This window comes from Polaromonas hydrogenivorans, from assembly GCF_040105105.1.
Lineage (GTDB): Bacteria > Pseudomonadota > Gammaproteobacteria > Burkholderiales > Burkholderiaceae_C > Polaromonas > Polaromonas hydrogenivorans.
The window spans coordinates 294,764-309,193 of sequence record NZ_CP157675.1 but is presented as its reverse complement, the minus strand read 5'-3'; the positions used below and the strand labels follow the sequence as shown (position 1 = coordinate 309,193).

The following is a 14,430-nucleotide window of genomic DNA, read 5'->3' as shown; positions in this document are numbered from 1 at the left end:
GCTCAGAGGGCGACCGGCCCGCTGAGGGTGCGCTGCGTGACTTCGCGCGCTTTTTGCTGGCGCACCCGGTCGATGTACTGGTCGGCGCGTGCCAGCTGCTCCTGAAGAATGGTGTTGTTCTGGCCCATCACCTCGACCATCTTGCTGCGAAAGGTGTCCATCGCATCCATGGCCTTGAAGGTCTGGTCGAACATTTCCTTCATTTTCTCGATGCCGATCAGCGGATTGCTGGCGAACTGGGTGGTTTTCTCGACATGCGTGTTGAGCTGGCGACCGGTTTCGGCAATCAGGTTTTCAATCGTGCTGTTCACGCCGGTCAGCATCTCCATCACCTTGACCTGGTTGCCGGTGGCGCGCGCCACGGTCTGCGCCACGGCCAGCGCGCTCATACCCGTCGTCGCCACGCGCGAGCAGCCGTTCATCATCTCGCGCCCGGTCTTTTTCAGCACATCGAGCGCCAGGTAGCCGTTGGTGCAGACCGATTGTTGCGTCAGGATGTCCAGCAGGTTCTGGCGCACGTAAAACAGCACTTCCTGCTCCAGCGCCTTGGCCCGCTCGGGGTCCGTCGCCTTGAGGCCGTCCACCTTGGCGGCAAGCTGGCGGTCCAGGCTTTCGGCAAACTGCACCGCCGCCGCCAGCTTTTGCATGCCATCCCACATTTTTCCGCGCGTGGCCTCGATTTCGACGACATCGCGCTGCATGTCGTCGCGGGCGGCGTAGAGCTTTTGCATGCTTTTCTGCATCTGCTCGCCAGCGTTTTGAAACTTGCGAAAGTAGCCTTGCAGCTTGTTGCCGTAGGGAATGATGCCGAGCAGTTTTTGCGGCTGCAGCAAATCGCCTTCCTTGCCCGGATTGAGCGCATCCAGATGGCCGCGCATTTCCTGGACTGCCTTGAAGGCCGAGCTGTCTTCCAGACCGACAAAATTGCGCTGCATGAAGCGCCCCTGCATCAGGCTCGAAGCCATCGAAATCTCTTCGCGCCCCAAGGCAAAGGCGCTGTCCAGCCTGGCCTTGAAGGCTTCGCTTTGCAGGTCTTCGGACATCAGGCCGTCCATGAAACGCAGCACCTGGTCTTCGACGGCGGCGCGGGTCTGCGCCGGCAGGGGCACGGCTGTCCTGGCCACCTCGTCACTGAGCGGACGCATCACCTCGGGTGGCGTCAGCTGAAAGCTGTCGGGCGGTGCCAGCGGCGTGCGGCTGGCCGCATCGGGTGAGGTGAACATGATTTTTCCTTGTCATGATGAACGGAGTGGACAGACGGCTCCGGGTGAAGCCAGCCTCCAATATGCCCCAGCGCTGCCGAAAAATAAGCCGATAACCCAGCAGTCACCGCAAAATGGCTCACGGGTATCTTTTGACGATACTTCACGTCTTCATCAATGCCGCTACCCGCGCCTGCAATACCTGGGGCTGCACGTCGGCCTGCGCCATGGCCTTGCCCACGTTCAGCCCCACCCGGCTGAACACGCCGCGCCGGAACGGCCGCACCATGGCCACGCGCTGGCCGTTCACCAGTTCCGCCCGGCTGAAGAAGGAACCCCACAGGTTGGTCAGCGCCATCGGAACCACTGGCACCTGCAAACCGTCGCGCTGGGCGTTGTCGAGGATCTTCATGACGCCGCCCTTGAACGGCTGGAGTTCGCCGTCCTGGGTGATGCCGCCTTCGGGAAAGATCGCCAGCAGGTCGCCCTCGCGCAGCACTTTCGCGGCGGCTTCAAAGGCCGCTTCGTAGGCCGCCGGGTCTTCGGCGCGCGGCGCCACCGGAATCGCCTTGGCCAAGCGGAACAGCCAGCCCAGCACCGGCATCTTGAAAATCCGGTGGTCCATCAAAAAGTAGATCGGCCGCGAACTCGCCGCCATCAGCAGCACCGGGTCGATGAAGCTGACATGGTTGCAGGTCAGCACCGCCGCGCCCTGCGCCGGGATGTTCTCGTCGCCCGTGATCTTGAAACGGTAGATGCAGCGCGACAGCAGCAGCGCCACGAAGCGCAGCAAATACTCGGGCACCAGCAGGAAGATGTAGAACGCCACCACCGCATTGGCCAGGCCAACGAACAGGAAAATCTGCGGAATGCTGAAATTCGCCTTGAGCAGCGCGCCAGCCAGCACGGCGCTGACGATCATGAACAGCGCATTGAGGATGTTGTTGGCGGCGATGATGCGCGCGCGGTGCGTCGGCTGGCTGCGCAACTGGATCAGCGCATACATCGGCACGCTGTACAGGCCGGCAAACAGGCTCAGCAGCGCCAGGTCGGCGATCACGCGCCAGTGCGCCGGCTGGCCCATGAAACTGCCCACGCCCATGAGGGCTGAAGGCGGCAGGCCGCGCGAGGCGAAATAAAGGTCAATCGCGAACACGCTCATGCCAATCGCCCCCAGCGGCACCAGGCCGATCTCCACATGGCGGCGGCTCAGCACCTCGCACAGCAGCGAGCCAGTGGCGATGCCAATCGAAAACACCACCAGCAGCAGCGACGCGACATGCTCATCGCCATGCAGCACTTCCTTGGCAAAGCTCGGGAACTGGCTCAGGAACACCGCGCCGAAGAACCACATCCAGCTGATGCCCAGCATCGAGCGGAACACGACCAGGTTGGTCTTGGCCAGTTTCAGGTTGCGCCAGGTTTCGGAAACCGGGTTCCAGTTGATGCGCAGGCCCGGATCGGTCGCCGGCGCCTTCGGAATGAACTGCGCCACCGCCCGGCCGACTAGCGCCAGCCCCACGCACGACACCGCCACGTACTGCGGCCCGACGCCGGGCACCGCGACCATCAGCCCGCCGACGATGTTGCCGAGCAAAATCGCGACAAACGTGCCCATCTCGACCATGCCGTTGCCGCCGGTCAGTTCGCGCTCGCTGAGCGCCTGCGGCAGGTAGGCGAACTTGACCGGGCCGAACAGCGTCGAATGCAGGCCCATCAGAAAGGTGCAGCCCAGCAGCACCGGCACCTGGACGTTGATATTGCCGCTGACAAAGCCCACGGCGGCGATCCCCATGATGACGACTTCGAGGTTCTTGACGAAGCGGATGATGCGCGTCTTCTCGAACTTGTCGGTCAGTTGCCCGCTGGTCGCCGAGAACAGCAAGAACGGCAGGATGAACAGCGCGCCAATCGCCAGCCCGGCCAGCGCCGGCGGCAGCCAGCCGACGCTGAGCTGATAAGTCACCATCACGGTGAAGGCGAACTTGAACAGGTTGTCGTTGGCCGCGCCCGAGAACTGCGTCCAGAAAAACGGCGCGAAGCGGCGCTGGCGCAAGAGGGCGAACTGGTTGGGATGGGCATCGGCTGGCAGCGGGGGCATCGCGGCGGCGCTTGCCGGCGTGGACAGTTCAACACTCATGCCTGACTCCTGGGTTTGGTTGCTTGATTGCTGCGCGATGGCGCCGGGCGGCTTGCGCGTGCGTTGCAGGGTGCTGCGGATTCTGCCCTGATTTTGCCGCGCTCCGGTGACATCCGGACCGCCTCCAGGACGGCCAGCACGACCGGCCAAGCCGCGAAGCTGGCCACCACATGCTTGAGGCTGTGGCCGGACAGGAACTGGCCTGTCAAGTCAAACACCGCGTGATCGGCCAGCTCCAGCAGCTTGGCCAGCGCGTACAGCGCGATCACCAGCGCCCAGCGGATGCGCAGGCCGGGCGCAGGCCACGCCGGCGGCAACCCTGCCAGCCCCAAAATCAGCGCCATGCCGCCGATTTGCAGCACGCCCCACGGCAGCAGATTGCCCGAGGCGGCCCAGACCTGAACCGTCACCGGCCCCAGCAGCAGTACCGCCGCCGCCAGCGCCATGCCCATGCGGTCCCAGACCAGTCCGGCGTCGTCGGGCTGCCAGTGATAAAAAGCTGAAACCCCGGCCGTGACCACCAGCCCGGCAAAGAACAAGCCGGCCAGCCCGACCGATGCGCCATCGACGGCGCGCTGCCGGACGGCCCGCGCCAGCGCCCACAAGCCGGCCATGCCCCATGCCGCAAAAGGCAGGTTGCCCAGCACATCCATCGCATGCGGGATTGCGCCCCAGGCCCGCTGGTCGGCAAAGTCATGAAAGCTGGCCGGCTGCATCAGGGCAGGGCCGGCCACGGCGAGCAAAACCATCAGCAGGGCAGCTCCCAGCAGCTTGCGTTCGCGGCGGCGGACGAGCGGCGGCGGCAAAGGATCGGGTAGTGAATAGGTCATGGATGCAACTTTTTTGAAGCGTGAAGGGAAGCACGGACTGTGCCCGCAAGGCGCGCCATGAAGCCCCTGATTTTCATACGGTCGCCTGAATTCAGGCCCATGGTATTGATAATCGATACCCATGAGCACCACCGCCGACCTTGTCGCCCTCATGAAAAAAGAACTCAAAACCGCCCGCATGACCTATGCCGACCTGGCGCTGGCGCTGGGCATGGCCGAGTCCAGCGTCAAGCGCATGCTGGCAAAAGGCGACATGCCGCTGTCGCGCATCGATGCGATCTGCCGCGCGCTCAAGCTGGATTTTGCCGAACTGGCGCGCAAGGTGGCTGACTCGCAGCCGCTGCTGGCCCAGCTGACCGAGGCGCAGGAAAAAGCCGTGGTGGCCGACAAGAAACTGCTGCTGGTCGCCATCTGCGTGCTGTCGCAGTGGACGCTGGAGCAGGTCACCGGCAGCTACCGCCTGTCGCAGGCCGAATGCATAGGCTACCTGGCGCAGCTCGACCGCATCGGCATCATCGAGCTGAAGCCGCTGAACCGCTACCGGCTCAAGCTGGCCAAGACCTTCCGCTGGCGGCCGCACGGGCCGGTGATGGACTACTTTCGGGACAACGCGCTGCTGGACTATTTTTCCGGTGGGTTCGACGGCAGCGGCGAGGGCCTGCTGCTGGTGCACGGCTCGATCAGCCGGGGCCTGGCGCCGTCCTTCATGGAGCGCATGCAGCGCGTGGCGCAGGACTTTGCGCAGCAGCACCAGGCCGACCAGAAGCTTGGCGACAAGGATCGCGAAGGCTACACCCTGCTGCTGGCGATGCGCAGCTGGGAATTCGGGGCCTTCGTGGCGCTGCGGCGCTGAATGCTCAGTCGGCCGAGGTGAACACCGTCAGCACGCCGGTGTAGCCATACAGGTGGTTGCGGGCGATCTCGCCGCCGGCAAAAAAACCGACCAGCGGCACATCGCCCAGGGCGTGCCGCACGATCTGCAGCTCGGCGCTGGGCGCGCCGAAGTGCGGCCCGCCGCGTCCCGCGCAGCTGACGTAAATGGCGCCGGCAATGCGCCGGGCGGGGTGCGGCGCGGATTGCGCCTCGGGCAGGTTCAGGGCGCTGGCCACTTCCAGCGTCTGCTCCTCGGGCTCCAGTTCCTCGCGGATTTCGGCGCAGATGCGCACCAGGTCAGCGCGCGCGGCCTGGGCATTGCGTTCGCAAAAGGCCAGCTTCATGCCGACGCTGGCCGCGTCGGCAATGGCAATGCCCTTTCGCCCCGGGTCCAGCCCGATCAGGTGTCGCACCAGCACGTCGGCGCCAAACTGGCCCGAGCGCTGGCGGACCGCATCGTTGGGGAAATCCGCATCGCGGCTCAGGCCGACCAGCGTGTTGCGCACCCTGGCCAGCGCCTCGCGCGGCTGCTCAAGCGAAACGCCCAGGTCGGCCAGCATCACTTCCAGCGCCGGCTGGCCGTCGAGTTCGATGACCACGTTGGCGTCGCAGGCGGTGATGGTGTAGGTGCTTGACACCGGCTTGCAGCCTTGCGTGACACGCGACATCAGGCCCATGCCGCCCGAGGCATCGCGCGCAAACGCCACGCCGCTCAGGCCGCCGCTGAACACCCCGCAGGCCGCGCCCTGCCCCTTCAGGTTGCCGTGGCCGCTGAGCGCAAACTGCACCACCGCGCTGCGGCTGGACGCCAGGCCGCCAAAAACATAGCCGCTTTCGGTGCGCGCGGCCATCTCGGCAATCAACTCGGCCACATCGGGCGTGGCCGCGTCGGCATGCACCAGCGCGGTGTGCGCGGTGAACAGGCCGCTGCGGGCCGGCGGCAGCGGCGACACGCCGGAAAACACGCGGTAATGGTCGTGCGGGAGTTCGCACAGCATCACGGCCAGCGCCGGTTCGTCGAAATACTCGACGTTGTTGGAGGCAATGCCGACGCCCACCGCGCCGCTCCAGTCGGTGATGAAGGGCAGTTCGGCGCTCAGGTGGTCCAGGATTTCCTGCGCCTGGGGCACATAGTGGTCGGTGATGTAGAGCAGCGCCAGCGTCGGCGCGCTGGCGTATTCTGGCAGGGCCAGGTAGCCGCGCAGTTGCGCCAGCACCAAGCCAGCGGCCATCTGCCATTGCGGATGGGTGGCGTGGCCGTAGGGGAAGAGTTTCATAAGGTGCGAAGGACAAATTGAGGGGTTGATCCAAGGCTCCAATATGGCACATCAACCACCACCCTGACGAAATCAGGGCCGAATTGCGGGCCGCTTCAGCGCGTGGTCTTGCGCGCGGTGGTGCCTGCCGCCTTGCGTGCCGGGGCCTGGGGTTTGGCCTTGACCGCAGCCTTGGCCGCCGGCTTGGCGGCTGCCGTTTTGGCGGCGCCAGTCCTGGCGGCTGCTTTTTTGGGTGCTGGCGCTGCGTCTTTCGCGGCTGCGGGCTTGGGCCAGCTGCTGGTCATGGTTTTGCTCGCGGTTTGCGCCATGCCCTTGGCCAGCCCGGTGGCCATGTCGGTGGCGGTCTTGACCGCGTCCTTGGCCATTCCGGTGGCGATGTTCTTGGTCGTATCCAGGGCTGTGGTCTTGGCGACTTCCTTCAGCGCTTCGGCGGCAATGGTCTGGAACTGCTGGGTCAGCGCGCCCCACCACTGCATCGGGTCCGCCACGCCGGCAGCGGCCGGCGCTTCACCGGAGTCAGCCTTGGGTGCTGCGGGTTTTGCAGCGGGTTCGGGCTGGGCCTCGGCTTGCGCCCTGCTGGTCTGAAAAGCCGACGGAGGAATTTCGAGTCCGGCAAAGCCCTTGGCCTTCTCGGGCGCTTTCGGTGTGCCGCCCATCATGCTTTCGGTGACCTTGAGCTTGAAGGCGTTGGCGACTTCGCCCATGTTGAAGTTCATGCCCTTGAGGGTGGCCAGCGTCATTCTCTGCACCTCCAGCGCCTGGATGGTGGCCTTGAGCGCTGCCGCATTCTGGTCGAGCCAGAACTGCACCGCCTTGAGTTCCTGCACCCGCTTGTCCAGCTCCTCCAGATTGATCGTGGGCGCAATCCAGTTGCCGAGGTTGGGCAGTTGCGGCAGGGCTTGCGTGGCACTGCCGGCCGCCTGTTTGGTCAGGTTTTGCAGAAAATCAAAACCGGGCACCAATTTGCCGAAATCGGGAAAGGACGGGGTAGTTGCATGGCTCATTGAAGTGTCTCCTGGCGGTTTTTTGCACGATGGCGTCTGGTGGAATGGGCGTCGGATGGCCCCGTGGGCGCAAGGGGCACGAAAAGCCCCGGCACACGTCCTGATTGTGCAGCGTCAGGACATCGCGTCAACCGATTTTTCAGGGGTGATTTCGCCTGAGGATGCTGTCAGCAATAACGTCCCTGCGTCATACCCGCGAAGGCGGGTATCCAGACTCGTTGGAGCGCTTCAGCCCGTGTCGCTGGATTCCCGCCTTCGCGGGAATGACGGACGGGACGTTATTTAGTGCCAAATCCTGGATACCCGTGCGTCGCGACCGGCCGGCGACAGCGCTTGATACAAAATTTTCCTTTTGTCTCGCCTTGACGGCTTTTGCTTCAATTGGCCCGTCCCTAGGGCCTGGCCTCCCAAAACCGGCTCTTTTTCCCCAGGCTGGCTTGCCTATTTGAAGTGATTTTTCGGCATGGGTCGCGTTGATATAAATCAAGCGTACAAGCTATGCGAAATCTAGACTGACACGAAGTTATTCAGGAGTTCACAAGTGCGAAAGCGCTCGGGACTTGACTGGATGGCCCAATGGATGCGCTTCAGGGAGAACGCCCATGACCCGGCATTTTTGGTCATGGACAGGCTGCAGGGGCGGTCAGGGCTGAATTCCGGGAAGCGTCCACTTCGTGTGGGGAAAACATGCCAGAAAAACCACAGGCATGTTTTCCTTGATTTTCAAGTGCAGATTTCAATCGCGGAAGGGAAGCCACCATGTTTGCCACCATCAGGAGATCCGGTTCGGGTATGTTTCGCTGGCTGTACGGCGCCATACTGATCTTTGCCATGGGCGCGGCCCAGGCGCAGAACTTGTCGAAAATGGCGCTGCTGCTGCCCGACGGGCTGGCCGTCAATGACGTGCAGGTCACCGCCTGGACCGATGCGGCGCAGGAGCAGGGCTACCAGATGTCGATTCTTCGCAATGCCGACTTCCTGCTGCTCGGGGCTGGCGCCCGAACGCAATACAGCGGCATCATTGTTCCCGACCAGATCCAGGTGTCGATGAGCGATGCGCTGGTCGCCACCATCCAGAGCTATGTCACGCAGGGCGGCAACATCATGCTGGTGTATGACGCCGGCGCGCTCACGGCCACCGGCTTTTACGCCATTCCCAAGTCGCGCTTCAGCGACCTGGTGGGCGTGGACTATGTGCTGTACGACGCGCTGCGCGACCGCACCGTGGGCCTGGGTCCGGTCATTGGCCTGGAGTCCACCCTGCGCGCGCTGCACATCCCTCCGGGAAAATCGATTCCCTATACCCAGACGGCAACCACGGTGACGGCGCTTGCGGACACGCCACGCGCCATACAGGTGGCCGACAACGGCAAAAAAGCCCCTCCAGCCACGGCAACCGCGGACTTTCTGCCCGCCAGCCCCGCCAACCCTGGCGGCCTGAAGGGCTATGACCATGCGCAGTACTTCAAGTCAGAGCCTGGCGTCACCGAGGGCACCAGGGAAAGCGCCAAGAAACTGAAGCAAAAAATCATTGATAACAAAGGTAAAAAGAACGAAAAAGCCATCCAGCGCGAAGCTGTGCCGGGTGTGACGCCCAACAAGCTCAGCAAGGAAGCGCTGAGAAACCTCAGCACCCGTGGGATCGGCAACCCTTCCCTGGGCGCCAAACGCTATTTAACGCAGGCGAGCCCCCCAGCGACCGATCCAGTCCACGCCATTTCCGGCTATGTCTATGGCGCCTTGACCTATCCCAGCTTTGTGACGCAGGGAACGGCGCTGGGTGTCACGCTGATGTCCTCGCCCCAGCACGGCCTGGTCGCCAGCACCCGTACCGTGGGCACCGGCAGCGTGCTGTTCGTGAATCTGCCGTTGACTTACCTCAAGCTGTACGAGGACTCCATGCCCATGCACGGCTTCCTGCACCTGTTCGCACGCGGACCGGCCAAGCAGCCGCGCCTGACCAACGTGCCTGACGGCATTGGCGGACTGGTATTCAACTGGCACCTGGACTCAAAGGAAGCCCAAGCGCCGATACAGACCCTCAAGAACATGGGGGTGTGGAACTACAAGCCGTTTTCCATCCACATCACGGCGGGACCGGACACCATTGTTCCGGGCGACAAGCTGGGCTTCGATTTGCCCAACAACGCCACGATGAAGCAGCATTTGAAGAACTTCGTCGCGACGGGCCATGAGGTGGGAAGCCACGGCGGCTGGATTCACGACTACTACGGCGAGAACGCCAATGAAACCAACCAGGCGCAGTTCGAGCCCTACCTGGTGCTCAACCGCGACGCCGTTCAAGCTGCCATTACCGTTCAAGGTGCCATTGTCAAACCCGCGACGGAATACTCCGCCCCGCAAGGCAACAATCCGCTGTGGGCAGTGACCTGGCTTCAGCAGAACGGCGTCAATTCCTTCTACTCGCTCAGCCATACCGGGTCAGCGGTCACCCGCAGCTATCGCGGCGGCGCACTGCCCAACCCGACGATGTGGGCCGTGCCGGTAACACCATTCGGGGTGGCTGCGACCTTCGAGGAGTTCGAGGAACTGCTGTTCACGGAGGCCGATATCAACAAGTGGTACAAGGATCTGATCGACTTTTCATACACCAATGAAACCAATCGCATGATTTATGCCCACCCGCCCGGTGCCGTCGAGTTTCCCAACGTGATGACCACCCTGCTGCAGTACGCCAACACGCAGCAGACGGCCGGCAAGTTCCGCTGGTACACCATGACCCGGCTGCGCAACTTCATGGTCCAGCGTTCCAACACGACATGGCAAAGCGCCATCGCCGCCAACGGCAAGATGCGCGTGACGGCCAGCAACACCACCACCAACCTGGTCAACCTGACCTGGGCTTATCCAAAAACCAAGTACGCGCGGCCGGTGGCCGTGTCGGGAACCATGACCATCGTTGACCAGGGCAGCGACTGGCTGGTGCGCATCACCGCAGGCAAGAACGCCACCTTCGATGCGGCGCCTTTGTAGCAACCCGATGGTTTGAAGCGCCTGGCCTGCCGGGCACTGCGCACCGCCCAACACGTCGGCCGCCCCGCAGTGCGCCCGACGTGTTTTTTCATGCCGCCGGCGTGATTTCCTGCTCAATCGCCCCGAACACCGACTGCCCGTTTTTGCCCTTGACCTCGATGCGCAGGGTGTCGCCGAACTTCATGAAGCGGGTGGAGGCCTTGCCGTTGTCAACGCTTTCAACCGCGCGTTTTTCAGCGATGCAAGCGTAGCCCTGGCTCCAGTCGGCGCTGCTGACCGGGCCGGAGCCGACGATGCTGCCGGCGCTCGCCGGGCGGGTCTTGCACATATGCGAGACCAGCTGGCCAAAATGAAACGTCATGCCGGCGCCGGCGTCGCACAGGCCGACCTTGCGGCCGTTCCAGGTGGCTTGCAGCGTCAGGTTCAGCCGGCCCTGGCGCCAGGCGTCGCCGACCTCGTCGGGCGTGACGGCCACCGGGCTGAAGGCGGTCATGGGCTTGCCCTGCAAATAACCCAGGCCCCCGGCCTGCTCATCGGCCATCAGCTTGCGCAGGGAAACGTCGTTGGCCAGCATCAGCAGGCGGATGCCGTCCAGCGCTTCCTCGGGGCTGGCGCCCATGGCCACGTCGCCGGTGATGACGGCCACCTGCGCCTCGAAGTCGATGCCCGATGCGTCGCTGGCAATGACGATGTTGTCGCACGGACCGATGAAGCCATCACCGCCGCCCTGGCGCATCAGCGGCTCGGTGTAGCGGCTTTTGGGCAGCTTCGCATCCGTCGCCTTGTGCAGGCGCTCCACATGGCTGATGAAGGCCGAGCCCGTGATCCACTGGCAGGCGCGCGGCAGCGGCGCCATGCAGCGCGTAGGCTCAAACGGAAAGGCGTGGCGCGCTTTTGCGCTGTTGAGCAGGTCGGACAGGTCGCGCAGCTGCGGCGCCATGAAGCGCCAGTCGTCCAGCACCTGCCGCAGGGTGTTGGCAATGCCGGTCGCATAATGGGCGCTTGAAAGATCGCGCGACACCACGACCAGTTGGCCGTCGCGCGAGGCGTCCTTGTAAGTGGCAAGTTTCATCAAAAATCCTGAAAAAATCCTGAGCAAATGGCCGGGCGATGCGTTCTGACATGCTGAAATTCAGCCCCCCGATGACAGGCCAGATTGTGCCGTGGCGCACCCTGGGCCTGCTGGCGGTGCTGGTGCTGCTGGCGCATGCGCTGCTGCTGCAAACCCGGCCGGCCCGCCTTGGCCCGGCGCCGGAGCCCGTTCAGAAGCGCGTCCCGGCATTGATCACCCGCAGCATTCCCCCCGCGCCGCCGGCTGTGGCAAAGCCAGCCGTTCAACCCCCGCCCAAACCGGCCGTCAAGCCTGTCAAGAAGCCTGTTTTTAAGCAAAATAAGCCTTTTGCGCACGACCAGCAAGCGCAAGCAGCTATAAATTCAATAGCAGATACCGCCCAGGAACCTGGCAGCGCCGAGGTGCCGCCTGCCCCGCAAGCGCCGGACAGCCTGGCGCCATGGCCTTCGGCGCCAGCGACCGAAACCGCACCCGCACCTCCCGCCGCCAGCGACACCGCGACCGCCGCGACACCGCCAGCCAGCGCCGCAGCAGCGCCCTCGCCACCGCAGCCAAAGCAGACGCCGGTCACCGCCATGGCGCTTCCCGCCAGCGCCCAGCTTGAATACAAGATGACCGGCAGCGCCAAGGGTCTGACCTACCACGCCAAGGGCGAACTTTCCTGGCAAAACAGCGGCAGCAGCTACCATGCCAGCATGACCGCCAAAGCGCTGTTTCTCGGCTCGCGCACCTTGACCAGCACCGGCCAGCTCAGCGCCCAGGGCCTGGCGCCCAGCCGCTTTTCCGACAAGTCGCGCAGCGAGGTGGCGGCCCATTTCGAGCCCGGCAAGGGCCAGATCAGCTTCAGCGCCAACACGCCTTCCGTGCCGTGGACGCAGGGCGCGCAAGACCGGGTGAGCGTGTTTTTACAGCTCGGCGGCATGCTGGCGGGCAACCCGGCCGGCTTTCCAGTGGGCTCGACCCTTTCAACGCTCACGGTCGGGCCGCGCGATGCCGACCACTGGACCTTCCTGGTCGAAAAGGAAGAGCTGCTCAGCCTGCCCTTCGGCGACCTGGTAACGCTCAAGCTGTCGCGCCAGCCTAGGCGCGACTACGACCAGAAGGTTGAAGTCTGGTATGCCCCGGCGCTGGGCTACCTGCCGGTGCGCAACAAGATCACCCAGGCCAACGGCGACTTCGTGGACCAGCAACTGAGCGACCTGAGCCATCCCTGAGAACGCGTGTCCCCTTGAAGTTGGCCCCATCGTGGCCATCTGCGGGTGAACGACACCAGGACTCAAGGACACATCCATGCAATTGCTTTACGACTCGGACTCTTTCGTGGTGGTGCAGATTCACGCCAACGCGCCTGAAGCCTGCGCGCCCCAGCCGGCCGTTCCCCAGCTGGCCCGCCACGGCTTTGAAATCGTGGACAAGCGCTCGGGCAAGGAGGTGTATCTCGATGGCTCGTGGGCGGAAATGTTCCAGCAGCGCCTGAGCGCCTGGGCCAGGGACACGCCGACCCAGGAAGAGGTGGAAGACACGCTCGAAGGCTACAGCGGGCTGGCCATGACGCCGGTTTTCTTGCATTAAAAATGCAAGCTGATCAATAGCTATACCGGCATAAGAAAGGAACGACTGGCCCGATTTCGTGAATTTTTGGTGAAATGGCGTATTTTCTGGTTTTTTGACCCCGCATAGGCGTGCTTTTTCAGTTTCAAATTGCAAGGCCGGATTACAAACAGCAGGCGAACTCGCTGGACTTGTTTGGCGAGGCCGCAATAAAAAACGCTTCGCCATTCACCAGGGATTCACAACATGAAAAAACTGCTTGCCGGCCTGATCGCGTCCGCCACACTGTTTGCCGGGGCTCCCGTCCAGGCTGTCGATGGCGTCACGGCCCGACAACTATTGATCGGCCAGAGCATCACCCTGGAGGGTGGAAAAAACGACTACGGCACGGCCGTGCTGGCGGGCATGCAAACCTACCTGAGCGCGGTCAATGCACGCGGCGGTGTCAATGGCCGCCAGGTGGTGCTGAAAACGCTGGACGATGACAACAAAAGCGCAAAGGCCGAAACCAACGCACGCCAGCTGGTCGAGAAAGACAAGGTTTTCGCGCTGTTCGGCTCCATCGAGGGTGGCCCGTCGGTGGCCGTGATGAAGGCGGCGAATGAACTCAAGGTGCCTTTTTTCGGCCCCATGGCGGGCTCGCCGACCCTGCGCCGGCCCTATCAGCCGCTGGTGTTTCCGGTTCGCGCAGAGCACCGCGAGGAGTTTTTTGCACTGCTTTCACACGCCCATTCGCTGGGCATGCGCAAGGTCGCCTTTCTTCGGTCCGACTCCGAAACCGGCGAGCAGCACCTTGCCAATGTCAGGCTGATTTGCCAGCGGCTGGGCATGACCCTGGTGGCCGACCTGCCATTCAAATCCGACATCACGGACGCCCAGTTGGGATCTATGGTCACGCAACTGGAGCAGGCCGGTGCGCAAATGGTGTTTAACCACGGCGGCGTGGGCATCTACGAGAAACTCATTCGCAAGGCCAAGGACAAGGCGATGCAGACCGCCTTCTACGCGGTGAATTCCGCCTCGGCGCAACTGGTCAAGCGTCTGGGCGAACTGTCGCACGGCATGGTTTTCACGCAGGTCGTGCCCAGCCCCTGGGAGCGCAAATCCGCGATCACGCGCGAGTACCAGACCGAGTTTGCGCGATTCATGCCGGGCCAGGAGTTTTCCTACGGCAGCCTTGAGGGATACGTGACGGCCAAGGCACTCGTTGCCGCGCTGCGGCTGGCCGGCACCAGCCCCTCGCGCGAAGGCTTTGTGACGGCGCTCGAAGGCACTACGCTCGACCTCAACGGCCTGCGCGCCAGCTATGACAGCAGCAATCATCAGGGGCTGGCGTTTGTCGATATTTCCATGGTCACGCGCGAGTCGAAATTCCGCCACTGAGCGCCAGGGCCGAGCAAGGGCGCATGCGGCATGACGCGCAAGCCCGTCAAATGGCAGGGGCTCGCCAGCCAGCGCTGGCGCACCTGCAAAGGGCAAACCGCAAA

Annotated in this window: 11 protein-coding genes; 5 read left to right on the top strand and 6 right to left on the bottom strand. The window is 63.5% G+C overall.

The window, feature by feature from the left end; genetic code table 11:
- Positions 1 to 2 precede the first annotated feature (2 nt).
- The 3 genes from ABLV49_RS01565 to ABLV49_RS01555 form a co-directional block, all read right to left on the bottom strand.
- Positions 3 to 1,223, bottom strand: coding sequence for a toxic anion resistance protein (locus ABLV49_RS01565; RefSeq protein ID WP_349279913.1), 1,221 nt, complete (start codon positions 1,221 to 1,223; stop codon positions 3 to 5).
- 142 nt (positions 1,224 to 1,365) lie between these two features.
- Positions 1,366 to 3,342, bottom strand: a complete 1,977-nt coding sequence (locus tag ABLV49_RS01560) for an MFS transporter (protein ID WP_415838076.1) — start codon at positions 3,340 to 3,342, stop codon at positions 1,366 to 1,368.
- Positions 3,339 to 4,172, bottom strand: a complete 834-nt coding sequence (locus ABLV49_RS01555) for a hypothetical protein (protein ID WP_349279912.1) — start codon at positions 4,170 to 4,172, stop codon at positions 3,339 to 3,341. The genes ABLV49_RS01560 and ABLV49_RS01555 overlap by 4 nt, the downstream gene beginning before the upstream one ends.
- Before the next feature lie 121 nt (positions 4,173 to 4,293).
- On the opposite strand from ABLV49_RS01555, the gene ABLV49_RS01550 reads away from it, so the two are divergent.
- A complete protein-coding gene (locus tag ABLV49_RS01550) occupies positions 4,294 to 5,025 on the top strand; it encodes a helix-turn-helix domain-containing protein (protein WP_349279911.1) in 732 nt (243 codons plus the stop codon).
- A 4-nt stretch (positions 5,026 to 5,029) separates the two neighbouring features.
- Here the strand turns inward: ABLV49_RS01550 and ABLV49_RS01545 are convergent, their stop codons facing one another.
- Positions 5,030 to 6,322 (bottom strand): FIST signal transduction protein, encoded by a 1,293-nt coding sequence (locus tag ABLV49_RS01545; RefSeq protein WP_349279910.1) that lies wholly within the window; start codon positions 6,320 to 6,322, stop codon positions 5,030 to 5,032.
- 95 nt (positions 6,323 to 6,417) lie between these two features.
- On the bottom strand, positions 6,418 to 7,326 hold the full coding sequence (locus tag ABLV49_RS01540) for a PhaM family polyhydroxyalkanoate granule multifunctional regulatory protein (RefSeq protein WP_349279909.1): 909 nt from the start codon (positions 7,324 to 7,326) through the stop codon (positions 6,418 to 6,420).
- A gap of 759 nt (positions 7,327 to 8,085) precedes the next feature.
- On the opposite strand from ABLV49_RS01540, the gene ABLV49_RS01535 reads away from it, so the two are divergent.
- Complete coding sequence (locus tag ABLV49_RS01535) at positions 8,086 to 10,320, top strand: polysaccharide deacetylase family protein (protein WP_349279908.1); 2,235 nt, start codon at positions 8,086 to 8,088, stop codon at positions 10,318 to 10,320.
- Between the two features lie 88 nt (positions 10,321 to 10,408).
- On the opposite strand, the gene ABLV49_RS01530 is transcribed toward ABLV49_RS01535, so the two are convergent.
- Complete coding sequence (locus tag ABLV49_RS01530) at positions 10,409 to 11,392, bottom strand: fumarylacetoacetate hydrolase family protein (RefSeq protein ID WP_349279907.1); 984 nt, start codon at positions 11,390 to 11,392, stop codon at positions 10,409 to 10,411.
- 50 nt (positions 11,393 to 11,442) lie between these two features.
- Here ABLV49_RS01530 and ABLV49_RS01525 point away from each other — a divergent pair, with 50 nt between their 5' ends.
- From ABLV49_RS01525 to ABLV49_RS01515, 3 genes are all read left to right on the top strand, one after another.
- Positions 11,443 to 12,606: a DUF3108 domain-containing protein gene (locus ABLV49_RS01525; RefSeq protein ID WP_349279906.1), complete on the top strand. Its 1,164-nt coding sequence runs from the start codon at positions 11,443 to 11,445 to the stop codon at positions 12,604 to 12,606.
- A 76-nt stretch (positions 12,607 to 12,682) separates the two neighbouring features.
- The gene (locus ABLV49_RS01520) at positions 12,683 to 12,964 is read left to right on the top strand and encodes a BTH_I0359 family protein (protein ID WP_349279905.1); all 282 of its coding nucleotides are present in this window, start codon (positions 12,683 to 12,685) and stop codon (positions 12,962 to 12,964) included.
- 225 nt (positions 12,965 to 13,189) lie between these two features.
- A complete protein-coding gene (locus tag ABLV49_RS01515; protein WP_349279904.1) occupies positions 13,190 to 14,326 on the top strand; it encodes an ABC transporter substrate-binding protein in 1,137 nt (378 codons plus the stop codon).
- Positions 14,327 to 14,430 lie beyond the last annotated feature (104 nt).